Source organism: Desulfosediminicola ganghwensis, from assembly GCF_005116675.2.
In the GTDB taxonomy this organism is placed as follows: domain Bacteria; phylum Desulfobacterota; class Desulfobulbia; order Desulfobulbales; family Desulfocapsaceae; genus Desulfopila; species Desulfopila ganghwensis.
This window is the reverse complement of the sequence record NZ_CP050699.1, coordinates 4,262,088-4,286,236: the sequence shown is the minus strand read 5'-3', so window position 1 is coordinate 4,286,236 and position 24,149 is coordinate 4,262,088. Positions and strand designations below refer to the sequence as shown.

General features: G+C 49.6%; 22 protein-coding genes. 11 read left to right on the top strand and 11 right to left on the bottom strand.

The annotated features are described in order from the left end of the window. Positions 1–126: 126 nt before the first annotated feature. Positions 127–726, top strand: coding sequence for a superoxide dismutase (locus tag FCL45_RS18315; protein ID WP_136798521.1), 600 nt, complete (start codon positions 127–129; stop codon positions 724–726). Positions 727–1,047: 321 nt separating this feature from the next. Here the strand turns inward: FCL45_RS18315 and FCL45_RS18310 are convergent, their stop codons facing one another. Next, the gene (locus FCL45_RS18310; RefSeq protein ID WP_136798520.1) at positions 1,048–1,344 is read right to left on the bottom strand and encodes a hypothetical protein; all 297 of its coding nucleotides are present in this window, start codon (positions 1,342–1,344) and stop codon (positions 1,048–1,050) included. Positions 1,345–1,928: 584 nt separating this feature from the next. Here FCL45_RS18310 and FCL45_RS18305 point away from each other — a divergent pair. Further along, on the top strand, positions 1,929–2,300 hold the full coding sequence (locus FCL45_RS18305; RefSeq protein WP_136798519.1) for a hypothetical protein: 372 nt from the start codon (positions 1,929–1,931) through the stop codon (positions 2,298–2,300). A gap of 55 nt (positions 2,301–2,355) precedes the next feature. Here the strand turns inward: FCL45_RS18305 and FCL45_RS18300 are convergent, their stop codons facing one another. Continuing rightward, positions 2,356–2,688, bottom strand: coding sequence for a hypothetical protein (locus FCL45_RS18300; protein WP_136798518.1), 333 nt, complete (start codon positions 2,686–2,688; stop codon positions 2,356–2,358). 226 nt (positions 2,689–2,914) lie between these two features. Then, positions 2,915–4,219: a CDP-alcohol phosphatidyltransferase family protein gene (locus tag FCL45_RS18295; RefSeq protein WP_136798517.1), complete on the bottom strand. Its 1,305-nt coding sequence runs from the start codon at positions 4,217–4,219 to the stop codon at positions 2,915–2,917. Between the two features lie 432 nt (positions 4,220–4,651). On the opposite strand from FCL45_RS18295, the gene FCL45_RS18290 reads away from it, so the two are divergent. The 3 genes from FCL45_RS18290 to pyk all read left to right on the top strand — a co-directional run bounded on the left by FCL45_RS18290 (position 4,652) and on the right by pyk (position 8,976). Beyond that, positions 4,652–7,030: a DNA topoisomerase 3 gene (locus tag FCL45_RS18290; RefSeq protein WP_136798516.1), complete on the top strand. Its 2,379-nt coding sequence runs from the start codon at positions 4,652–4,654 to the stop codon at positions 7,028–7,030. Between the two features lie 34 nt (positions 7,031–7,064). Then, a complete protein-coding gene (locus FCL45_RS18285) occupies positions 7,065–7,424 on the top strand; it encodes a translation initiation factor Sui1 (RefSeq protein ID WP_136798515.1) in 360 nt (119 codons plus the stop codon). Between the two features lie 136 nt (positions 7,425–7,560). Further along, the gene (gene pyk / locus FCL45_RS18280; protein ID WP_136798514.1) at positions 7,561–8,976 is read left to right on the top strand and encodes a pyruvate kinase; all 1,416 of its coding nucleotides are present in this window, start codon (positions 7,561–7,563) and stop codon (positions 8,974–8,976) included. A 59-nt stretch (positions 8,977–9,035) separates the two neighbouring features. On the opposite strand, the gene FCL45_RS18275 is transcribed toward pyk, so the two are convergent. Together FCL45_RS18275 and FCL45_RS18270 are read right to left on the bottom strand one after the other, a co-directional pair. Then, positions 9,036–9,902, bottom strand: a complete 867-nt coding sequence (locus FCL45_RS18275) for a DUF2156 domain-containing protein (protein ID WP_136798513.1) — start codon at positions 9,900–9,902, stop codon at positions 9,036–9,038. A 31-nt stretch (positions 9,903–9,933) separates the two neighbouring features. Next, positions 9,934–10,893 carry a bile acid:sodium symporter gene (locus FCL45_RS18270; protein WP_136798512.1) on the bottom strand — a complete coding sequence of 320 codons (960 nt, stop codon included), beginning with the start codon at positions 10,891–10,893 and terminating at the stop codon, positions 9,934–9,936. 327 nt (positions 10,894–11,220) lie between these two features. Between FCL45_RS18270 and FCL45_RS18265 the strand changes: the two genes are divergently transcribed. Continuing rightward, a complete protein-coding gene (locus FCL45_RS18265) occupies positions 11,221–11,661 on the top strand; it encodes a hypothetical protein (protein WP_136798511.1) in 441 nt (146 codons plus the stop codon). Between the two features lie 92 nt (positions 11,662–11,753). On the opposite strand, the gene FCL45_RS18260 is transcribed toward FCL45_RS18265, so the two are convergent. From FCL45_RS18260 to FCL45_RS18250, 3 genes are all read right to left on the bottom strand, one after another. Continuing rightward, entirely contained in the window at positions 11,754–12,932 is a 1,179-nt protein-coding gene (locus FCL45_RS18260) for an acyl-CoA dehydrogenase family protein (protein ID WP_136798510.1), read from the bottom strand. 535 nt (positions 12,933–13,467) lie between these two features. Next, a complete protein-coding gene (locus FCL45_RS18255) occupies positions 13,468–13,674 on the bottom strand; it encodes a hypothetical protein (protein ID WP_136798509.1) in 207 nt (68 codons plus the stop codon). A gap of 18 nt (positions 13,675–13,692) precedes the next feature. After that, positions 13,693–14,340: a LysE family translocator gene (locus tag FCL45_RS18250; protein ID WP_136798508.1), complete on the bottom strand. Its 648-nt coding sequence runs from the start codon at positions 14,338–14,340 to the stop codon at positions 13,693–13,695. Between the two features lie 39 nt (positions 14,341–14,379). On the opposite strand from FCL45_RS18250, the gene FCL45_RS18245 reads away from it, so the two are divergent. From FCL45_RS18245 to FCL45_RS18225, 5 genes are all read left to right on the top strand, one after another. Continuing rightward, on the top strand, positions 14,380–14,538 hold the full coding sequence (locus FCL45_RS18245; protein ID WP_153305559.1) for a hypothetical protein: 159 nt from the start codon (positions 14,380–14,382) through the stop codon (positions 14,536–14,538). 142 nt (positions 14,539–14,680) lie between these two features. Then, complete coding sequence (locus FCL45_RS18240) at positions 14,681–16,192, top strand: TolC family protein (protein ID WP_136798507.1); 1,512 nt, start codon at positions 14,681–14,683, stop codon at positions 16,190–16,192. Positions 16,193–16,200: 8 nt separating this feature from the next. Beyond that, complete coding sequence (locus FCL45_RS18235) at positions 16,201–17,649, top strand: efflux RND transporter periplasmic adaptor subunit (protein WP_167495823.1); 1,449 nt, start codon at positions 16,201–16,203, stop codon at positions 17,647–17,649. Between the two features lie 17 nt (positions 17,650–17,666). Beyond that, entirely contained in the window at positions 17,667–18,356 is a 690-nt protein-coding gene (locus tag FCL45_RS18230; RefSeq protein ID WP_136798505.1) for an ABC transporter ATP-binding protein, read from the top strand. Continuing rightward, positions 18,356–19,597, top strand: coding sequence for an ABC transporter permease (locus tag FCL45_RS18225; RefSeq protein WP_136798504.1), 1,242 nt, complete (start codon positions 18,356–18,358; stop codon positions 19,595–19,597). The genes FCL45_RS18230 and FCL45_RS18225 overlap by 1 nt, the downstream gene beginning before the upstream one ends. 255 nt (positions 19,598–19,852) lie before the next feature. Here FCL45_RS18225 and FCL45_RS18220 read toward each other — a convergent pair whose 3' ends face one another. From FCL45_RS18220 to FCL45_RS18210, 3 genes are all read right to left on the bottom strand, one after another. Further along, complete coding sequence (locus FCL45_RS18220; RefSeq protein ID WP_136798503.1) at positions 19,853–20,464, bottom strand: acetate uptake transporter; 612 nt, start codon at positions 20,462–20,464, stop codon at positions 19,853–19,855. A gap of 293 nt (positions 20,465–20,757) precedes the next feature. Beyond that, the gene (locus FCL45_RS18215) at positions 20,758–22,209 is read right to left on the bottom strand and encodes a sigma-54-dependent transcriptional regulator (RefSeq protein WP_275942938.1); all 1,452 of its coding nucleotides are present in this window, start codon (positions 22,207–22,209) and stop codon (positions 20,758–20,760) included. Then, on the bottom strand, positions 22,206–24,116 hold the full coding sequence (locus FCL45_RS18210) for a cache domain-containing protein (RefSeq protein WP_136798502.1): 1,911 nt from the start codon (positions 24,114–24,116) through the stop codon (positions 22,206–22,208). The genes FCL45_RS18215 and FCL45_RS18210 overlap by 4 nt, the downstream gene beginning before the upstream one ends. Positions 24,117–24,149: the final 33 nt, after the last annotated feature.

Here is a 24,149-nt window from a genome sequence, read left to right as displayed (position 1 = left end):
GAATGTCGGATGGAGGTGGCAACTCAATGCTGACCGTGATCCAGGAGTTATTCACATATCACCATTGAGCTGTTGATTGAATCGGGCGATGTGTTTGCCCGTTTACATACAGAGCTGGAGGTCTATATGAGTCACGTACTGCCGGAAATACCCTATGCCTATGATGCACTGGAACCTTTCATCGACGCGAAAACCATGGAGATTCATCATGGCAGGCACCATCAGACGTATGTTGATAAACTGAATGCAGCTCTGCAGGGTCATGATGATCTTAGAGGGCAGAGCGCAGAAGAGTTGATTGCTCACCTCGATCAGGTGCCGGATGCAATTCGGGGAGCAGTTCGCAACCACGGAGGTGGTCATGCCAATCATTCATTCTTCTGGCCGCTATTAAAGAAAGACGTACCAGCGCAAGGCCCCGCAGTTGAGGCTATTATTGCCCAATTCGGCAGCTTCGAGAATTTCAAAAATCAATTTTCCAATGCTGCTGCACTGCTCTTCGGCAGCGGTTGGGCCTGGCTGGTGAAAGAGGAAAACGGGCTCACCATAGTAACCACGGCCAACCAGGATAATCCGCTGAGTCTAGGCAGAAAGCCGGTGCTCGGAATTGATGTGTGGGAGCATGCGTACTACCTGAAGTACCAGAATCGCAGACCTGAGTATATTGAAGCGTTCTGGCAGATAGTGAACTGGGAAAAGGTGAATGAATATTTCGAAGCAGGATAATTACATGGTGTAGCAGGGTGTTGCTACATACATTTACTCAGAACCAAAGAAACCCGTTCTCCTGGTATGGTGAACGGGTTTTGGTAGTTAAAACGAATGTGATCACACGTACCTTCAGCACGAAAAGCTGCGGCGGAAGGTGAGATATGAAAGGCATGGCAAATTGACAGGTAGCCCTCCCGGCTACTCGAATCATCGCATCGAGTTGCCGGGAATTTTCTTTTTTCTTTTTGCTTTAAGCTGTTATTCCTAACACCTATTCCCTAATACCTTACTCTTACCCCTCACGTTTTGCTGAGTGAAGCTGGGAGATTGTGGTAATTAGTAGCCATTATCTGGGTTCGCAACCGCCACGGCAGTCATAATTTTTAAATCCATTGGGACACGGGCGATCATAATAGTAATCCCAGTCCCGGCAGTTATAGTAGTGTTTTTCTTTCCGGTAGGAACTACAGTCGCCATAACAGTCGTTATTTCTGTAGCCAGGAGGGCAGGGGCGGTCGTTGTTATAATCCCAATAGGTGCAGTCATGATCATTTTTACGCGCTGAAGGACATCGGCGAGTGCCTTGGCAGATCCGGTATTTTCCTCCTTTGTCGTCATCACAGAATACCTCATACTTATCACCGGCGCGGCAGTTTGCGGTCCTGCTGTTTAAACCAAGTGTTTTGCAGGGCGAAGTTTTACTGTTTCTCATTACTTTCCAGGGGCCATTGCAATCCCATGCACTCATTGAAGTCGAGGGGAATGTGAGGAGGCCAAGCATGAAAATGGCAGATGTCAGTACTTTCATGTTTCTTTCCTGGCAGGCAGGATCAATCCCTGAGAATGTATAATTCTCTATATCTTCATTACATTATGGGATGCAACCCGGCTTGCGACGATGAGGCGGGAAGATGAGGTTGTTCTATTGCTGTGGTCAACTTGAAATCAACGCATCTCGAGCCTCTATCCGGTGAGGCTATCACTTCATTGTGTGTCCTTAAGGAAAAAAAGACAAGAGTTGTGATTGCAATGGGTCCGGAGGAATTCGCCGAGGACACTGCGGGTCATTGACAGTCGGATAATCAAATCCTAGATTTCTTGAGTAGGGGTAATTTTAGAAGGAAACTGGACAAATTGTCAGGAGATTGACAGTTCAAGTCAGCTCTGGTTGAAGTTATCCAAACACAACAGCTTTGTGGTAATCAGGAGGAGTGTACATGACTGTACAGCATTCATTTTCCAAGATTGAGAAAGAACTCCTGCCGGCATTCAGGCAACAGATTGGCTCGGCGGAATCAACAGAGGATGTGAAAAAATTCTTTGTTCACACAATTATGGAACTTATCAACCGGGCTTCCGAAGATAAGTTGAGACCAGGCTATGAGGATATCTCCCTCAATACCACTCCCCCGGAGAGTAGCTGTAAGTTCAACTTCAGCGATACAATCACTTCAAATTCCGACTTCGAAACTATCTGGAACGCTTCAGATCTGAGTAATATACTCGACAGGTTTGCGGCAGCGGCATGCAATAGATATACGCATCTATTGAAAAATCCAAGCAAGACTGAAGCAAAGATCAGGATGTAGCACCAGCAGGCACCACCAGGGACAGGGGCTACGTGTGGTGAGAGTAGGTACCGACTCAGCCTTTGATGACTCTCAGGCGATGGTTTCCTTTGATCTTTTTCCAGAGTTCTTTGATGATAACCATCGCCGGGTCTTCATAGCTGTCGTACTCCACACCGAGAAACGAGTTGCAGGAGGCGATAAGAGAATCGTTACCGTTGTAAAGACCGAACTCTTCGCGAATGGATTTGGCGAGAGCAAGGTAAACAGAGGTATCGAGTTCTTCTTCGCTGAGTGTGGAAAGTACAACTCTGTCTCGAAGCGGCAGGTCGTTTAGCAGGATGGTGACAACCTCCTCGACAGTGCGCGGAAGCTGTTTTGGTTGTGGTGTATCTAATGGTTGGAACATGACAAAAATGAGGCATAAAATCTGATCACGATCAATCAGGTAAGCGCTCTCTCCTGTAATGGTATTGATCTTAATAATCTTTATCAGGTAAATTGTAAGACATACGTACAGGCTGTCACGTAAAAATTAGAGAATGTATTGTAATATATCGAAATGATGGGGTAAAAAAGCGAATTTTCCGGGGCAGTAGTTTTAGAAAGAACTGCCCTGGAATCGATAACTGAAGCTATGCCTTGGGAGGCGGGTTCGCAGCTGGGAGCCACATTCTGCCGGTTACCATATAGAGCAGTACAGAACCCAATATGAGATAACCGAACATCTCGATATTTTTTGTCTTAAGAATGTATGCCAGCATAACAATTATTGAGGAACTGATAACAAAAAAGACAGGACGGGGAATCTGCTTCATGATTACGCGTCCAAAATGGGCGAATCGGATATGGCTCACCATGAAAGCGGTGGAAAGTCCAGCCATGCCCAGCAAGAGAACAGGTGGGCAGACAAGGGTCGCGCCCAGCACGAACAGGGCTCCGGCGGGGCTTGGCAGGCCGTTGAAAATACCCTCGGGCAGGTCATTACGCATCTTGTCTACAGTGACGAACCGGATAAGCCTGAAAGCCACACCAGCCAGGTATATGGCGGCAAAAAGCCAGGCGAAATTACCGCCCAGTATGATCAGCATATAGGCAGGAGCTAGCCCGAAGCTGACGAAGTCTGCGATATCATCAAGGTAGGGCCCGTATTTGGTACCACCATGTAATTCTGCCATTCTGCCATCAAAGAGATCAAAAAGCTGACCCATGATTATGATGCAGATTGCCCAGGAAAAAAGATAATTGTGAGCGAGGTAGAGGCTTGCGACACCGCAGCAGAAGTTCATGGTAGAGAGCAGGTCTGCATAGAGGCGGTTTGGAATAAACTTAAAGACAATAGAGGCAGCCGCTAAAATGATGCAGGCGATGAGTATCTCATTGCCAAGGTTGATAAGTGCAGGGTTGGCATCCAGCAGGGCGCAAAAGATCACCAGTGCAAAACAGATAATCGCCTTAATTTTGCCGAAGTTATTGGCGGCACCGGAGGTTTTCAGCAGGTTGAGCACATGGCGGGCGAGGAACTGCCCGAAGAATTCGATAACGATCAATATCCAGACAAGCTTTACTGAAATTATGCCCATATAGGCAAAGCCCAGTAACGGTGGCAAGTAGGTGAGTTTGTCGCATAACGGATCAAGCCATTCCCCCCATTTGGTGCCGAGGTTAGCGCCCCTGGCCACAACTCCGTCTACACCGTCCATGATTGCGGCAAAGGTGAAGATGATTATGGATAGTGACTGGAACGGGCTGAAGAAATAAAGAAAAAAACCGACCACCGCCATGGCTGTACGCCAATAGCAGATTGAGTTGGGGTGAAGCAGCCACTGGTGTGAATAGATCAGTTCCCTGAACGATGGCCTCTGCACCATGCGGGCAATCCAGATATAAAACGAGGTTCCGATAAGGGAAGCGATGATAATGACGAGTACTCTTTCCATATTTTCTCTTTGTATGTCTTGAACTCCCATGAGTTACTTGTGATTGGTATGGGAGCGTATATCGAGTTTACGGAGCACTGTTTACCATTTTTGCCGGTAATAGTCCATTGGTGAGAACGTTTGTCCTCTCTTTATATAAGGCAACCTCAGTGCGAGTAACAATCACCCTCTAAAATTATTTATTCTTACCACATCCTGCGGACTCAGCGTGGGGCAGCAGCATGATCCCCGTCAGAAACTTTCAATAGCGGTTGTGATTATCATCTCTTCCATGGTACATTCGCAACCCGCGAAAATTCATCTCACCCCAACTATTTTTTTTAGAATTTCTTAGGATAGTGTCTGCTAATTTATTGTTACCGGTTTATGCTGGGGAGGGTCAACTATGTTATCAGTATGTTTTTACGCCTTTAGCTGTCAGGAGTTTTATTGATGGGAATAACGCTGCTTATAGCAGAGAAACCAAGTGTTGGTAAGGATCTCGCCAGTTACCTGGGAATCGTGGGCCGTGGCAAAGGTTACTACAAATGCAAGGGGGATATTGTCTGCACCTGGTGCGTAGGCCACATCCTTGAGCAGGCCGACCCGCATGTCTATAACCCCAGATTCAAGCGGTGGCGTGCTGACGATCTGCCGATAATTCCGGATGAATGGATACTCGAGCCAATTCCACGTTCCAGGGAACAGCTGGCTATAATTGAAGGTCTTTTGAAAAATTCCGACAAGGTGATCAATGCCGGAGATCCCGAGAGGGAAGGGCAGCTGATCATAGACGAAGTTCTCGATTACCTGGGATACACCGGCCCGGCGGATCGGCTCTGGATCTCGGCGCTTGATGTGCGGACTATCGAAAAAGGATTCAAGAGCCTCAAAGACAATAACGAGTTCAGAAATATCAAAGATGCCGCCATCTGTCGCTCAAATGCTGACTGGCTGGTGGGTATCAACGTCACCCGTGGCCTTACCCTGGCAGCCGGCCAGAACAATGTACTCTCAGCTGGCAGGGTGCAAACGCCGACCCTGGCGCTGGTGGTGGACCGGGACCGGGAAATCGAGCAGTTCACCAAGAAACCCTATTGGGTATTACGGGCTACTGTCCAGCATCCTGAAGGCAATTTTGTCGCAACCTGGGAACCGGACGAATTAACTTCCGGGCTAGATGCAGAGGGCAGGTTGGTCAACCCGGCAGTGGCAGAGCAGGTAATCGCCAAGGTCAGCGGTAAAGATGGAGTCGTAAAAAGTAAAAAAGATACCCTCAAGCGGAAGAGCCCGCCCTTGCCGTTTCTGCTCTCAGATTTGCAGAAAAAAGCGGAAGACAAGTTCGGCTACTCGCCTAAGCAAACCCTGGATATTGGCCAGGGGTTGTATGAGAAGCATAAAGTCCTTACCTATATGCGTACAGAGTGCAGGTATTTGCCCAACGAAATGTTTGAGGATGCACCACGTGTTCTGGCCACTTTGCGAGCCCAGAATATGGAAGGGGCGCATGAGGCAGATCCCACAATTCAGTCCCCGGCCTGGAACACGAAAAAGCAAGGTGCCGAGGCCCATCATGGAATAATTCCCACAGAGGTGAAACCGCCGCGTCTCACTGAAGAAGAGTGGAACATATACCAGCTGGTGGCAAAGAGATTTCTGAAACAGTTCTACCCGGATTATCAGTACTACTCCAGCTCGATAGTGGCAGAGGTCGAAGAAGAGCTGTGGAAGGGCAGCGGAATTGCCATCAAGGATAAGGGGTGGATGGTGCTGAACGATCAGCAGACCAAAGAGAAATTGCTGCCTCGAGTGAAAAAAGGTGATCCTGTTGGCATAGAGCAGGTGGAAAAGGAACAGAAGTTCACCAAACCACCCAGCAGATTCACCGAGGCATCTCTGCAGGTTGCTATGACCGAGGTACATAAATATGTGGATGACCCTGTGATCAAGGCACGCCTCAAGGAAAACTCGGGGATTGGCACCTCTGCTACCAGAACCAATATTATCGGTGAGTTGCAGAACCGCACCTATCTGGAGAAGAAGGGTAAGGTGCTCATTTCCACACCCCTTGGCCGGGAACTGATTGATAAAATCCACCCGTCGCTGAAGAATCCAGGCATGACGGCAATCTGGGAGGATGCTCTTAACAGAATTTGTGAGGGAGATCTTGACCGGGAGGCGTTTATGGCTGAACTCACCCGGCGAATGTTGAACATGGTGCGTTATGCCCTTGCTACCAGGTTCTCCGAAAAGGTTACCGGCAAGATATACAGATGCCTCTGCGGCGGTCGACTTTCCAGGCTGGAGTCGAAAACCAAGAAAGGGCGATTTTTCTGGGTGTGTGACGCTGGTGAGGAGAAAGGTTGTCCGCTTCGTTCGGACTACAATGGTGCCCCCGGCGCTGCTTTTATGGATAGGCCTGAGACAGGGCCGAAATGTCCTCACTGTGAAAAAGGCTATCTCATCCGTTATGAAAGCAACAGAAGAATGGGCAGTTACTTCTGGGCATGTTCCACAGGAAAGGAAGGGAAATGTCCTCTTTTGCGGGATGAAAATGGTACACCGGGTGAGCCGCTCATCGATCCCAACGCAGCCAAGGTGCCTTGTCCTGCTGAGGGGTGCAAAAAACAGATGACGCGAATACGTTCCATGAAGAATGCCAATTTCTATTTCTGGAAATGTGAAAACGCAAGTCACCCCTTACGGCATGATAACAATGGCCAGCCGGGTGATATTATGAATTTCGATCAGCGACGGGGAGATAACCGCCAGCAGCAGCGTCCGGCCCAAAATCCGACTGTTGCAAAAAAAGATGCGGCTGATCAGGCTTGATGAAACAGGAAGAGAATCAGGAGAAATTGAGAACATGAGAAAATCAGGTGATTCCACCCTGGTCTATTCAACCGAGACTGGTGGGCGATGTCCCGATTGCGGGCAACAATTAAAGAAGTGTCGTTGTGCTCCAAAGCGGCAGGATGTGCCGAATGACGGCGTGGTCAGGGTGAGCCGCCAGACCAAAGGACGCAAGGGAAGCGGGGTTTCGCTGGTTAGCGGAGTACCTCTGGTCGGGGCAGAACTCAAAAAGCTGGCTAAAGAACTGAAGCAGAACAGTGGTACCGGCGGCACAGTGAAAGACGGTATTATCGAGATTCAGGGAGATCATCGACAGGCCCTGGTGGAGTGCCTGAAGAAAAAAGGGTTCACGGTGAAGCTGGCCGGAGGATAAACAGGTTGGTTTCTGCGTGGAACGGACGAGGATTTTATGCCATACTTCTGGTGAACCGTGGCTGTATTCGTTGTAATTATTGCGGCCGGGAGTACGGCATTTAAAGCTTACCCCTTGTACAAGGAAGGTCACAATCATGCAGAAAAAGACAAAAATTGTAGCGACAATTTCCAACCTGAACTGCTCTGTACCATTTATCAAACGGCTCTATGATGCGGGGGTGAACGTGGTTCGCCTCAATACCGCGCATATGACCCACGACGATGCCCTGGAGGTAATCAGCAACACCAGGGCTGTTTCCAGCAAGATCGGATTGCTGCTTGATACCAAAGGCCCGGAAATCAGGACCTGTGACATGGCAGAATCTCTGAACGTCAAGGTGGATGATATCATCCGCTTCAAGGGCGCGCCGGACGAGGACTCCCATGATGACGTGATATGTGTCAATTACGATAAATTCGTCGAAGATATTCCTGTGGGCAGCTCGATCATGATTGATGATGGTCTGGTGGGGCTCACCGTTACCGCCAAAGACGACAGCTATCTCTCCTGTATTGTGCAAAATGATGGTGTTATCAAAAAACATAAAAGCATCAATATCCCCTCAGTTCATGTGAAATTGCCCGCCTTGAGCGAGAAAGACAAGGGGTTCATTCGCTTTGCAGCGGAAAACAATCTTGATTTCATTGCCCACTCTTTTGTCAGAAATAAAGAAGATGTGCTGGCAGTCTCTGAGATACTTGGTGAGATGAACTCGCCGATCAAGATTATCGCCAAGATTGAGAACTCTCAGGGGGTGGAAAATATTGACGAGATTCTCGATCACGCCTACGGGATCATGGTAGCGCGTGGCGACCTGGCGGTGGAAGTGCCTACGGAGAAAATCCCACTCATTCAGAAACGGATTATTGAAACCTGCGTTGAAAGGCGCAGCCCGGTGATCGTCGCAACTCAGATGCTTCATACCATGATCGAATCGCCACGGCCGACCAGGGCCGAGGTGTCAGATGTAGCAAATGCCTGCCTCGACCACGCCGACGCACTGATGCTCTCAGGAGAGACTGCCAACGGCAAATATCCTGAGGAGGCAGTGCGAACCATGGCCAAAGTAATCAAAGAGGTGGAAGAGCAAAAGCGAAATCCCCTGGATGTCGCTTACAGCCATGAAAACAGGATCGCCGCCTACCTGGCCAAAGCCGCGGTAAAAGCCTCAATGCGGCTTGAGACCCAGGCCATTGTTGCAGACTCCCAGACTGGTAACTCAATCCTGGAGCTTGCAGCATATCGGGGCTGCAATATTATTTACGGACAGGTTTATGATGAGCAGGTGATGCGTCGCCTGTCACTCTCGTACGGAGTTTACGCAGAGACCATATCCCGGGAGGAGAGTTCTGCAGAGCCGCTCCGAAAGTCAATCTGCAGACTGCTGGATGAGAAACAGTTCAAGGATGATGACCTGATTATCGTGTTGGCCGGCAGCTTCGGTGCCAGTCATGGTCCGTCATATATCGAAATCAGTACTGCTTCGAATTTGAAGGAAAAGCTGATGTAGTCGACAGGTGCTGCAATGTGCACCAGTTTGAGATAGCTCCATTGTACAGGGCCGGCCGCTTACAGGCTTGCCCTGTATTTTTTTACATAGCCAATGGGCTTGTAGCTGTGTTTGGCCTGGCGAAGACCGGGATCACCCAGATCCTGTTCTCTGTTGATGGTCATGTAAAAACTGGGCAGGATGGCGGCAAAAGTCTGATTGATGAACTGATAGAGGCCCTTAAAACCGCCCACCGCTTTTTCGAAATGGATGACAAAGCTGGTTCCGTTGGCGAGTTCTTCACCCAGGCTGTAAGCAGCCGGCTGACCGTCAACGAAGTAAATCCCTCCACAGAGCTGCAAATCCCAGGATTGCTCCAGGGCTTCACGGGCGGCATTGTAATCTTTAGCACCCCTCTCGATATTTTCGTTATGCCATAGCTCAAGAATCTGCAGGGCATCAGCTATATGTTCGTCCAGCAGGGGCTGAGCGAGGTATTCGTTGTTGTTGATAAAGGCTTTTATCAGGTTACGTTTCTTGTGAAATTTTCTGCCTTTCAGCTCGGCTAATTCCTGGCGTGAATAGAGGTAGTCAAAATTATCCCTGTCCTCTGTCGTTGTAAACCCCATGGCTTCGAGTTGGCTCGCCTGCGGTTCTGAGACACATTTCATTGAGCTATGCTCTTTGAAGAGCTGGCTCAGGGTCTTTTGGTCGGGCAGTTCGAATGGCAGCATGAAAAAGTCTGCCCCGTTATCATTTCCAAGAATTATGAGCTGCCCATTGACCAGACGGGAAAGCGTATACTGGTGCTTTTCCCGAAACAGGTAGAGATTCGCAAAGGTGAATTCGGATATGCCCTCGGGCAGCAGGCGCAGACGATCGTGCAGAACAGGCCGCAGTTGCATCGAGAGGCTGCAGGAATCCGGATAGAGCGGGATACTGTTCATGGCTGAAGTTCTCTTTCAAATTGACTTTTGATCACTGTTTTTCTTTGAGGTACTGTACCAGAAATCCATCCATTGCCAAATGCGTTATGTGGTGAAGCACACAGACTACCAGCGCCAGACCATACTCTGGGAAAAGTGAGACCTGCAGGATGATGGAGAGCGGCAGGGTCTTTTGGCCTCCCATCAGAATAACACTTTCCCGCCGGCCTTTGCCAATTCCGGTACAACCTGTAAGAAGGAGGGCAAGGAGCACCAGTACGAGGTGAAAGGTGAAGGTAAGCGCAATGACCAGTGGAACGGAGCCGAGGCTGCCAACTATGGCTTCGCGACCCTGGCAGGAGGCCATCCAGACAACTGTGAGTATCCCGGTCTGGTTGAGTATAGAGGTGTAGGGTAGAACCTGCTGGACCCATTTTCCGAAGTTATTGCGAATGAAGATACCGAAGAGAAGAGGTAGCAGTACCAGCTTGGCAATTTTCAACATAATGGGCAGTTGATCGATGACAACCTCTTGCTCATGCCCGGCAAAAGAGAGAAGAAGTTCCAGAGAGAAAGGAATTGTTATCACAGCAAGGCTGTTGGCAATTATAGTGATAAGAAGCGCATGTGCCATATTGCCGCCGGCACTGCCGGACATAACCACTCCGCTGCTCAGCGTTGTAGGCATTGCGGCTACCAGCAGCAGGCCGATCAGCACTCCGGCCTGTAGTGGCAGGAAAGAAAATACAATCGCCACAATTGGAGAAAGTAGAAAAATAACCAGAAGTGCCAGTAAGGTACCCTGGTAATCGGCGAAACCGGCGCGTATCTGGCGAGTATTTAAGGCAAGGCCTGAGAGAAAAAATATCAGTACGATGATGATGTCAGGACCGTGATTGGCTTTTGCCCACCTGCCTGCATCAACAGTTATCCCGCTGATATCCATGAGAGGAAGAGCACCTGCGCCTATCAGACCAAGCAGGAACCAGTTTTTTTTCAACCACTGAGACACGATTTCTCCTCACGCGATGATTTTAGGGTTCAGACGGGGGTAAAGAATAATAGTATGACATACTATGAACTTTGGGACCCCGGCAATGTGGCAGTTAAAAGGCCATGGGCGAATGTAGTCGAATGATCGCATATATTTCAATAGATTTCATCTTGTTGTGGAATAGAAATAACGCTGATCCTGGTGCAGGTTTTTCTCTGAACGGTGCACCAGAAGCTGCTTACCTGATTGGAAAGTGATGGCCATTTTTCCATTCAATTGGCATAGTGTATTCTTTGAAATTATTGCAGATGAACCACGAAATTACAGTAGGTGAGGGTGAAGATAATGACTGAGGCCGCGACAGAAGTGGAGCAGGTGCTGCAGAAAATAAGCTTTATCGAGAAAGATATCGAACTGCATAAGAACATTCTGGTTTCAATGAAAGAGAACCAGAAGCAGGAGATGGAAGAGATCATCGGTAAGATCGTCGAGATGAAAAATCGTGTGGATGAGCTGAAAGGTAGCATCGCTGAAATTGATCCTGAAGTATACGCCCAGATAATTAAGCTCGAGGAAGGTACCGCCCGGTTCAAGAAGATTGTCGAAGCAAGAACTCTGGCTCAGGTCGTTACCCTGGATCAGGTAGGCGAGTGCCGAATCGATCTGCTCGATGGCGGTCAGTTCGAGTGTCTGGTCAAAGCGCTTGATGATAAAGGTAACTGGATAGGCTTGACCCACGACGGCGATGTGGTCGAGTTTGGTGCCGAGGAGATCATGGAGCTGTAAGAGCCGAAAAAAGAGATACGTCTGCCGCTTGCCCGACAACTGGTTCGACAAGCGGCAGACAATGTCGTGGGATCTGATATGTGCTTGGTGTCTTATCTGTAAGCAGCTATGCCGGTAACCGCTTCGGCGATGATCAGGGTATGCATGTCATGGGTACCCTCATACGTATAGACTGACTCAAGATTATTGGCGTGCCGCATTATCGGGTATTCTCCCATGATGCCGTTGGCTCCCAGCATAGTGCGGGCGCTACGGGCAATATCGAGCGCAATTTTTACATTATTCATCTTGGCCATGCTGACCTGGGCGGGGGTGAAGGTCCCCTGGTCTTTCAGGCGTCCGAGTTGCAGGGCCAGCAACTGTCCCTTGGTCAGTTCCGTGACCATTTCCGTGAGTTTTTTCTGCTGAAGCTGAAAACCCGCAATTGGTTTGTCGAACTGGATACGGCTCTGGGCATATTCGAGTGCGGTCTGATAGCAGTTGTCCGCCGCTCCCAGTGCACCCCAGGCGATACCATAACGAGCCTGGGTCAGACATTTGAGCGGGCACTTTAAGCCGACGCAATCTGGTAAAAGACTCGCTTCTTCATCCACCATGACATCCTGCAGGACCAGCTCGGAAGTTACCGAGGCCCTGAGACTCCATTTGCCTTTCATGCGTGGAGCAGTAAAGCCATCGCTGTCGGTGGGTACCAGAAATCCGCTGATACCTTCATCAGTCCTGGCCCAGACTAACGCTACGTCAGCGATGGAACCATTGGTGATCCACATCTTGGTGCCATTGATTCGCCAGCGTCCGTTACCTTCCTTTACGGCGTGAGTCCTCATGCCCCCCGGGTTAGAGCCGAAGTCGGGCTCGGTAAGCCCGAAGCAACCGATTTTCTCACCGGAAGCGAGTTTTGGTAACCAGTACTTTTTCTGTGCATCACTGCCGAAGGCGTAAATGGGATACATAACCAGCGAGCCCTGTACGGATGCCATGGAACGAATGGCCGAGTCACCACGCTCAAGCTCATACATCAGAAGGCCATAGGCTACATTGGAGAGGCCTGCACAACCGTATTCGACAGGCAGACTTGGGCCGAAAAAACCCATCTCTCCCATAATGGGAACGAGGTGCTGGGGAAAGGTTTCATTTTGGGCATGCTCATCAATGATGGGCAATACCTGTTCGTTGACAAAAGTGCGGGCCGTTTCACGGACCAGCTTTTCTTCATCATCGAGTAAACCTTGAAACCCCATGTAGTCTGTAAGTTCCAATACACTCTTCATTCTTCCTCCGGGTTAAGTGAAGGTGAGATTTTTTTTCTCCCGTATCGGTTTTGTGCCGGATTTTATTGAGGGGCATTGCTTCCGGTTAAAGCTGGCTGAAATGCCTCTCTAAAGTATATGAATGTGCAGGGTAATTCACAAATAAAGCGATAGAAAAAGAAAATTTGGTTCACTCGGAGTGGCAGAAGAGTGCAAAACGTAATCTGATTATAACTGATTTTCAGCTTAAGGTTTGTGAAGGGACACTGGAAAGGGGGAGAGTGAAACTACCTCGAAATCGGTTTTGGTATTACAATGCGATGAATTGTAATATGGCTGAATCCGTGAGTGCGTGTATGAGTTCTACATTCACAGTCTATACGCCTGCGCAGTTACGTTGAACTTCCGACGAGTTCTGGCTGGGCTTCAGGAATAATGAGAAAACAGAGCAGGGTTAAGACAGGAAGGAGCTTTGCTCTTTCCTGTGCTATTGGCCTTGCCTTCGCTTTTATCTGGCTTCTCCCGGCCATTCATTGTAGGCGGTATTGTAATATTCTTAAAGTCCCATCGATATTTCGAGTTCTCTCACCTGCTTTTCGATAGTCTGTTTTTGCTGATCAGTCAGATCCGGATTCTGGAGTGACCGTTGCAGTGCTGCTAAAATCATCTCCTCACGATACTCACCGCAGCCATAAGAAGATGAGGGCTTTGTGGAGGCTGTTGCGGAATTTTCGGGAACAGGGTTTTCAGTATTTTTATTCACTCTTGCGCTCCGGTATAACTATTTGGAAATGTATAGGTATTTGTGAATGCCGTTGTAAAAGAACCAGCCGGAGGTTGCCAGGAGAAATGCGGCGCAACAACCAACCACAACTTTGTAGTGGCTGTTCTTGAGTACGTGGCGTCCTCGACATATCCCGTAAGATATAAACGCATACCAGCCAAGATCGGCCAGGGCGTGGCCAATGAAAAAAACGGTAACTCCGGCGAGGCCATAGTGTAGCGCCTGCAGCAAATAGCCAAGGCCGATTGTGGACCACCAGAGCAACCAGAACGGATTGAAAAGGCTGAGCAACGCACCGGTAAGGACCAGATTTTTGTTTCTGTAGTTCTCCGCTTCGACTACGAGGGTGAGTTTCGGTAGGTCACGGAACATGGTGATACCGAACCAGAGAAGGATCACAGAACCAATCAGGGATATCGTTATAAAGATTTCCGGCCTAGTAAGAACTGGTGCCAGACCGACCAGCAGGCAGATTACAAGCCCTAACTCAAGCATTGTGTGACCAATTATCATAAGAGGTCCGGTTCTTATACCACGATGCAGGGTCTCGGTGACAGCAACAGAGAACAGTGGGCCGGGCATCACTGCTCCGGAGAGCGCTGTGAGAAAGGATAAAAAGAAAATTGTCGGCAGAAGAAAGTCCATAAAATGATTTGTGTTAAATGAAGGATTCGACGTACTATAATGAGTGAAACAGATGTTCTCAAGCGAAGTTTCCAGCGGGCTGCATTATACTTTGTGGTGGGGCTATTTGCCTGCGGGTCTGTTGGCGTCCAGGGTAACAACCTGTTTACAGAGTATATCAATTCAATGTCCGGCCAGGTATTCTGCCAGGTCGGATAGTTTGTCTTAAAGGTTTGAAGATAAAAACAGAAGAGATAAACGGAATCCAAGCCTGACACACAAATGCCCTTAAACGCCTCTGTGATGTTGTATAATTTCTAGAATAGCAGTGCTTCGGTGGCGAACTCGACATCCATGAGTCATGCCCACCATAGGCGAGCATAATGATTTCATTTCACAGGTACTGTTTATTGAGCGACCCGGCAGGGTGGAAAGAGTAGAGGAGAAAACAAATCCCATGTCCTGTTGTTACGGCTTAACAGGAAGTATGTTGCTAATGGTTGCCCTGTTTCTGCAGCCAATCCCGGCCCTATGTTCAGTCGATCATGAACTTCTCGACTTTGTTCATGTCGCATTGATCCAATCTGATACCTCGCTGGATGTGCGGGATTCGCTCCAGATAAGCGAAATAGATGTCAACCTGGCTGAACATCAGTTCGATACCAGGATAGTGCCTTTGACATCCATAGGTTTTACCGAAGGCACAGGCTCACAACAGCTTGGGGTGGAGTTTAGAAAGGAGGTCGAAACGGGAACAAATATCACCTATGGCGTAGTTGGTAACCGGGTAGATGAAGACACTGACTATGTGGTTGAAAACCGTAACTCGGCCAGCGCGTTTGTACGGGTGTCTCAGGGGTTGTTCAGAAGGTGGGGCAGAAAATATAACCTTACTAATCTGGATGTGGCGCGCCTGAGAAATGAACTTACATCCATTGATGGCGACAGGCAGATGCAGTCCCTGGTATTGACCACTTCACAGAAATATTACAGCCTGCTGCTGGAAGACCAACTGCTGCGTCAGAGCCGGCAGGCATTGGTGAGAAGCAAAGAACACCTGGACTCAGCTGTTTCACGGCAGTCTGTTGGGCTTGTCTCCAAAGTCGATGTGTACCGGGCAGAGCTGGCTGCCCTTAATGCGGAGAGTATGCTGCAAGCACAGGAACGCAGACGTCAACAGGCGTATGACGATTTCAGGGAGCAGCTTCACCTGCCTGAGGAGACGGAACTGGAATGGCAGGCAAGAATAGATAAAATTATGCCTGTGTTACCGGCCGACTGGGAACGGACCGTGCTGGATAACAGACTGGATTGGCAGGAGTATCTGATGAATGTGCAGATTTCCAAGCGGGAGATGTACAAGGTGGAACGGGACCTGTTGCCCGACGTTGGTCTGAGCTTTACCGTGGAGCAGCGAGGGGAAGGTGATTCTGCTGAAGAGGCTCTTCAGCTGGATGACACGAACTGGTCATTTCAGGTGCAGATGAATTCACCGATAAATGACAGGGCAGAAAAATCGGCGCTTTTACGAAAACAGCTGGAGATGTCACGTTTGCGCCGTGAAGGGGAGACGCTCAGAAGAAAGATCAGGAGGGAAATAAAAGATGGCTTTGCCGAGCTGCAGATGGCAGAGCAGCGGCATCAGGTGAGCCGGAGGCAACTCGAGCAGGCAAGGTTGGCAATAGACCTGGCCAAGAGTCGCTATGCGAAGGGGCTCAGCGATAACCTGGATATGCTGGATGCCGAGAGCGCACTCTCCGACGCGGAGTTGGGAACTTCACGATCGCTGGTGGAGTACAACAACGCGGCAATCCAGTTGGCCTACGTTATGGGAATTCTGAATACCGAATGGCTGCGTATTTCGGTGAGGTGAAAGTCGTTATGAAAACCAAACGTTCACGATTATTTTTCATGAGTTGGCTGCTGGTTGGCGGGCTTGTCATAACAGCTTCACTGTATTTGGCCCGAGGCAGCTGGCAGGAGGAAGAAGCAACTTTGGCGCCCGAGTCAATTTATGATGTGAAAAGAGCCTCATTCAACGTGACCATCGCAGAGCGAGGGGTAGTAAGGCCTGCGAGAATTGCTCCGATTAAAAGTGAAATTTCGTCAGACAAGGCCAAGATCGTGTGGCTGATGAAGGAAGGTGTACGAATCAATGAGGGACAGGTGGTGGCGCGTTTTGATACGAAGCCATTTCAGGATGATGTGGCCAGGCTGGAGCAGCAGTACAGCGATGCCAATGCCACCCTGGGTGCTGCGGAAAAATTGCTGATGCTTCAGGAAGAGGAAGAACACGGCAAGATTGAAGAGGCCGAACGAAAAGTGGAGATTGCCGCAATTGAGGCTGAAAATATCAAAAATGGTTCAGGCCCGCTGGAAAAAAAACAGGTTGAGCAGAAGGTGATGCAGGCAGAGCGGCGTCATCGGTTGGCTGCGTCGTATCTGGAAGATATGCGGATGCTTTTGAAGCGTGGACATGCCAGCAAGAGGGAGTTCGAAAAGGCAGAGGATGAGTTTGAGACAGCAAAAGAGGAGGTAAATGTCGCCAGGGAAGAGCTGGCAAATTTCAATGAATTCAAGTGGCCAAAGATGATGAGGGAGGCCGAGTTATTGGTCAACGCTTCCAGGAGTGAATTGCAGCGTGTTCTGCGAACTGCTGCCTTGCAGATTCAGAATAGGGTCGGGCAGGTTGAAAAAGCCAGGCGAAAGGTAGCCAGCGGCTTGCATCTTCTGGAAAATGCCCGGGGCGATTTGCGAAATTGTGTAGTGCGGGCACCAGCTGACGGAATTTTATTATACTCAGAGGTGCCAAGAGAAAATGGTACTCGCAAAATTCAGATTGGGGACTCGATCTGGGTCGGGCAGACCTTCCTGGAGGTACCGGATACCCATGAACTGGTGGTGGAAATACAGATTCGTGAGGTGGATGTCGCTAAAATTTCATCAGGAATGAGAGCGGTGGTCAAACTTGATGCAATGCCCTGGGTAGGACTTCAGGGCGAAGTGGAGAACGTCTCTTCACTTGCTGAAGATGACAGGCAAAATGCCAACATTCGCAGGTTTTTTGCACGAATTCAGCTCGATGAGAAAATTCCGGAAGTTCATGTGGGAATGTCTGCAACCGTGGAGATAATTCATCAGGAGGTCAATGACGTTCTGGTGATTCCGGCAGCGGCGGTGGTTTTTAAAAATGACTCGACCAATGTGTACAAGGTGGCAGGTGGTTCCATTGAGCTCACCGATATCGAACTTGGTGCCCAGGGAGTTCAGTGGGTACAAGTGGTAGGGGGCTTGAAGGAAGGAGACCGTATTCGCAGCACGCTTTATTGAAACCGGGATGGTTACAAATGGAAGAGTTGATTCTCAAAGCTCAGAATATCAGTAGGGATTATGCGATCGGCAGGCGAAAAGTGCGGGCGCTTGAACCTGTAGACGTAGAGGTGGATGCGGGCCAGTTCTGGGTTGTCACCGGGCCGAGCGGTTCAGGTAAGACGACCCTGTTGAATCTGCTGAGTGGTTTCGACCGTCCAACCGATGGCATTGTAGAGTTTCGTGGTACCTCCCTGGCGTCGCTTTCAGATTTTAAAGTTGCGCAATTGCGCAATGAATCATTTGGTTTTATTCACCAGACCCCCCATCTCATGTCTCACAAAACGGTGCTGGAAAATGTTGCCTTACCGTTTCTGTATGGTGCCTGGATTGGCAGTACAAAGGTATACCAGCGAAGCTGTGAAATGCTTGAGTATGTAGGGATGCTTGAGCTGCAAAATCGTTACCCGGCGACACTCTCCGGAGGGGAGATGCAGCGGGTGGTCTTTGCCCGGGCACTGGTACGGGATCCTGAGGTTATTTTTGCAGATGAGCCTACAGGGAGTCTGGATGCGGACAATTCAGGGCGAATTTTGAAGCTGCTCAGGCAGCAGAGTGAGCTCGGGCGGAGTGTGATAATGGTATCCCATGATGCGGATGCGGTGAAGTATGGCAGCTATCGCCTGTCTCTTTTTAAGAGTAAAAATGCAGTCGTCGGGGCGATCTGATGCATGCTGGACAATTATGGTGTGATATACGTGACGCATTTCTCGGTTTACGGCGACGCCCCCTGCGCTTTGTATTAAGCAGCGTTGGCATCGGCATAGGTGTGGCGGCCCTCATCGCGATGCTTTCGATCAGTGAGGGAGCCAGGCGTAAGGCTGTGGAAAAACTCAGCTCGCTTGGGACAGATACACTCCGTGTGGAAGATTCTACCGATAGTCTTGCTGCTTCTGGCGAGAACGTTCAGAACCTGTCAAAAGGGTTGACCATCGACGATCTTTACAGATTAGAAAACTGGCTTGGGTCAAGGGGGTATCTTGGTGGCTACCAGCGACGTGATGAGTTGCATATCTCGTCTGATAAGGGACGGATGACAGGGACCTTAATGGGGGTATCCCTTGAGTGGTTCAAGGCAGAGAAGCTGGAACTGGGCTGGGGACGTTGGTTTGACACCCGTGATGAACGTGATGCCCAAAGTTATTGTATTGTTGGTTCAGAACTCGCGAGAGAACTTAAGCTGAATCAGGGCAGTCATCTCCACCTGGGGGGATATGCAGCTACTGTCATTGGCGCTTTAAAATCTCGAGGGCGATTGCTTACCGAAGGAACAGGTCTGTCGGCCCTGAATTTTGACAAGAGTGTGATGATGGTGCTCAGCACTATGCCGATATCGCAATCTATCTATGATGTCCGTCGTCTGGATGGTTTTGTGCTGAGGCTGGTGGACGGCAGTGAAAAAAATGTGTTGCAGGCTGCCGAGCAGGTTCATCATCTGCTCAGTCGAAATCATGGTGAAATCGAAGACTTCAGGTTAGTAGTGCCGGTCAGTCTGATGCGTGAAGTCCGTGAAAATCAGAGACTTTTTTCTTTGGTCATGGGAGTAATTGCCGGACTCTCGCTGGTGGTTGGCGGTATCGGGGTGATGAATGTGATGTTGGCCAATGTCTCGGAGCAGACCCGGGAAATAGGTTTGAGAAAGACCTTGGGAGCGAGTCGGGCAAGAATACTCTGGTTCTATTTGTGGAATTCTATGGTGATGACGTTCTCCGGTGGTCTCTGGGGGATATTGGCAGGGGTGCTGCTTGCTTATGGGGTACAGCTCTATGCCGGGTGGGAGATCGCCTTTTCAACGCCGGCTTTTGTGCTTGCTCCTTTGTCTGCGCTGGCAACTGGTGCCGTCTTTGGCCTGCATCCAGCTTACAGTGCCTCAATGCTTGATCCGGCGGAGGCCCTGCGCGAATCGTAGCATTTGCTCATTTTCTGCTCATCCAATGACTGTTGTTATAACGCCAAATGAAATCGGTTTGGTGCGCTCAGGCGATAAGAAGAGGACTCATGCCTGTCAGGTGGCCATCTCAAAAGGTGGTGGTTTAAGAAGGGCAGGTGGAAGTGAGCTGTCACCTGACAGGGACGAGCTGTACAGCAGTTTCGGGAGTCAGCGGGTGGTGGGTGGTGCTGACTCCCGAAAGGGTCAAATGAGCGACTGTGTGCTCAAATTGTATCAGGCTTTAGCGGATTGAAGCTCAGCTGTGGCTGGTTTGGGATCGATCCATGGCTTGCCGACGGGCAGAACGTCACGACCGAAAACCTGCATGAAGATGACGTGAGCCATCATGTACCAGGCATTCAGGGCACAGAGGATAAGTACGTAGGCGGCAACTTTGGTCATTGCCGGGAAGCCGAAATGGGCCAGATCCAAAAGGATGAAGCCGGCGAGAAGCAGGGTGAAAGTGGATGCCATGGCACCATGGATGCGCATAGCGGCTACCCACATAATGCCGGTATACAGGGTCCATACTACCAGAAAGTAACCAACATCAGTGCCGCTGGACTTATAGATGTCGAACTTGTTCATCAGCAGGATAATTGCGAGTGCGATCCAGAAAGCGCCATACGAGCAGAAGGCACTGTAGCCGAAATTGTTTCCAACCTTGAACTCCTGATATCCGGCGATGAGCTGAGCCGTACCGCCGAAGATGAGTCCCAGGGCGATGACGGGGCCGATTCCACAGAGACCGAGGTTATGGAACTGGAGGATCAATGTTGTCAGACCGAAACCTGCCAGGCCGACCACTGCCGGATTTCCCATAGGGGTAGCTTTTGCATCTGCCATACTTTACTCTCCATTAATAAGGGTTTATGTGTGCCATCCTTTCTGTCTGATGGTGACCTAATGTTGGTAATTATTGAGCAAGTTTGGTGCCAGATGGTGATATTAATAAAATAGACGATAAATCAGGGTCTAAAGCAGATTCCGTGTGATGGTGAGGGGTACAACGAAAGTTGTAGGGGAAGGGAAGGAAAGCGTTTATCCACTTATACCAGGCAATTCCGGGCCCCTACAATAAAAGTTGTGGTTACAACTTTTATTGTAGGGGCTTCTGCAACGTATAGCGGGCCTCAACATTATTTTTCCTGGGAGAGGTTCTTTAAACGTTTGCTGAGTGCCTGTTGGGAGATGCCGAGGAGTGAGGCGGCAATGGATTGGTTGTTATCCGCACGTTCCATCGCCTCTTCAATGAGCATCTTGGTGGCCTGTTTGATGCTCGGGAGGGTCTCCAGTGATTTGAATGAAGCCGGACTGCCGGCGTATTCGTTCGTGGTTCCGGTGATGTCAGCGAAGTGTATGGTCTGTTCGTCTGCTTCAAGCTGTTTCATGCGGGCCATATGTTCCCGAAAGACAATCATTGAGAGGGTGCCGTTTTTGTGCTGGGCCACGGCATCAAAGACCATTGCCTGTAGTTCCCGTACATTTCCAGGAAAAGTGTAGGTCTCAAGCAGCGTGAGCAATTCCGGCGGCCTGTTCGGGCGGTTTTTAAGGAGTGAGTCCGAAGCTTTGTCAATGAAGTGGTCCAGCAGCAGCGGCAGATCTTCCTTTCTGTCCCTGAGTGGCGGCATAAGGACCCGGTGGGTTCGCAGCCGGTAGTGCAGGTCTTTTCGAAAAATATTCCTGCGCTGCAGATCCCAGATGTCGACATGCGTGGAGGTGATTATCCTGGCGCTGCTGCGGCGGAGGCTGTCCTGGCCAAGTGGCATATACTCATGCTCCTGCAGCAGGCGCAGAAGTTTTACCTGGGAGGCAGGGCTGAGGTCGCCTATTTCATCTAAAAAGAGGGTGCCTTCAGCTGCCCGCTCGATAAGGCCGGAGCGTTGTATGTCAGCACCGGTGAAAGCGCCTTTGACGTGGCCGAACAATGTATCGGAAAATACGTTGTCATCAAGACCTGCGACATTAACAGCGACAAATTCACCTTTTCGACCGCTGAGATTATGTATTGCCCGAGCGATGAGTTCCTTGCCGGTTCCTGTCTCGCCGCGAACGAGAACCGGTTCAGAGGTGGAGGCGATAGATTCGAGGTACTCAAATATCTCTATCAGCTTCGGGCTCTGGGTGATGATATGGCTAAAACATTCCGGGCGGATAATTTTGTCACCAGTGCTACTGGTCGAGTCTGATTTGCTGTCCCGCAATTCACCTGAACGCAGTGTTTTTCGGATGGTTGCTAAAAGCCGTTCTTCGTCGACCGGTTTGACAATATAGTCGGCTGCACCAGATTTCAGGCAATCCACTGCGGTTTCGGCATCGATTCGTCCTGTAATGACGACTATCGGTATTCTCGGATAGTGTGCACTCAGTTTTTCAATGATCGCCTCCCCGTTCACGTGGGGCATGTTCAGATCAAGCAGCACTACACTTGGTGAATTGCGTTCAACAATGGATAGTACCTGTCGACTATCTGAACAGGTAATGACGTTGTTCATGCCAGCCATTTGCAGAATGGTGTCAACTGAGAGCAGAATGGACTCTTCATCATCGACCACGAGTATCGGGTCGCACGGATTTTTGAGGTTCATCATATCATTCTTCCTGCAACTTCGTTCATGTCATAACGCGGCAACCTTACTGTGGCGGTTGTGCCGCGACCGGGTTCTGATTTAAAGTTCAGCCAGCCCCTGTGGTTGCGGATAATGGTATCCGAGATAGAGAGGCCAAGGCCGGTTCCGTTATTGTCCCGTTTTGTGGTGAAAAAGGGGTCTTTTATCCTCTCAAGCAGCTCAGGGGTCATACCTATACCTGAATCCTGCACTTCGAGGATGATTTCTTCAGACTCCTCGAGATACCAGGTGCGGACAGAAATTGGCATGTCGGTGCTGCTTGTTGCCTGGCAGGCATTCACCAGCAGGTTGATAATCACCTGGCCAAGTCTCTGGCTGTTGCCGGGGAAGGTCGGTAAATTTTCATCATACTCTACACTGAAGTTGGTGGTCGCCTTTTTTATGAAGCTGGCCAGTAATCCCACTGAAGTTTCAACAACCTGGTTGAGGCTGACTGCCTCACGCAGATCGGCCGGGTGTTGACGTGAAAATTCTTTAAGCTCGCCGACGATCCGTTTCACCCGCGAGACGCCTTCCTGGGAGTATTGCAGAAGCTTTGGCATTCGTTCTTTGAGTTGCTGGTAATTCATGCCACCGATGTCGATCTGGCCGCTTCGCTCGCAATGCTCATCCAATACAGGCTGAGCTGCCTTCCAGAACCGTTCATATACCTGGAAGTTAAGCATAACTGAGGAAATAGGGTTGTTGATTTCGTGGGCGACGCCGGCTACCAGGGTACCGAGAGCAACCATCTTGCTGGTTTGCATCAGCTGCTCCTGTCGGAGTCTGGCTTCTTCCTCTGCCCGTTTCTTATCTGTTATGTCCCTGGCTGTGAGGAGAAAAGTGGGTAATCCTTCAGGTGATTCCATGCGGGCGAAAGTCGCTTCGATGGGGAGTTCCTTCCTCTCATTGGTTATGAAGTACGTCTCGAGTATTGAGGCGTCACTGGCATCACTGTTGAGATAATCGATTTTCCTGAGGAATGGCTGATGCCTGGTCTGGGGAAGAATATCGAGAATGGAGGTGCCGTGGATCATGTAGAAAGGATAGTTGCAGTTTTTACTGAAGGCTGTATTGGCATAGTTGACCCTCAGATCCTGGTCGAGCAGCAGGATCATCTCGCGAGCGGTTTCGGTCAGCAACCGGTATCGGGTCTCGCTCTTTTTCAAAGAAATTTCTACCAATCTTCGTCTGTTCTCGACAGTGGCACTCTGCAGGATGATATAGACCGAAAGAAAAGCAATGACAATCAGCACTGCCAGAAAAAAGAACGTCATATTCTGGGTGATCGCGGCTATCTGGCTATGGACATCTTCAACATAGACACCGGTGCCGATAATCCAATGCCATGGTTTATACTCCTGGACGTAGGAAATTTTCGAGAATATGCGATTCGGGTCGTCCTGCCACTGCCAGTGGTAGGTGACGTAACCGGCCCCGTCCTGCTTAACGGCGGCGAGGAAGTCCTGAAAGAGTTTTTGGCCCGCAGGGTCGGTTTCATCAGTAACGTCACGCCCCTCCAGATCAGGCCGGTACGGATGCATGATCATTCGGGGGTACGTGTCGTTGACCCAGAAATAATCTTTGTTTTCAGGGCCATATCGTAGATCACGCAGATGTGCAATAGCTTTGGCCTGAGCATCCTTGATAGACAGTTCACCTGCGTCAGCCATTTTAGCATAGTGCTGAATTGAACTCATGGCTGAGGTGCTGAGTGCCAGAATCATTTCGCGCTTGCGCTCCATGAGCTGCTCTTCCATCCTTGGCAGAATATAGCCAAAAAAAGTAGCGATAAAAAGAAACATGGAGAGCAGTACCGGCAGGATTATTTTTACCGGAATGGTGTGCGGTACAGACCTTGCAGCTTTTGTTGAAGTAGAAGAAACCATTTTATCCTGTAATTCTGAATGCAAAGTGCAGAT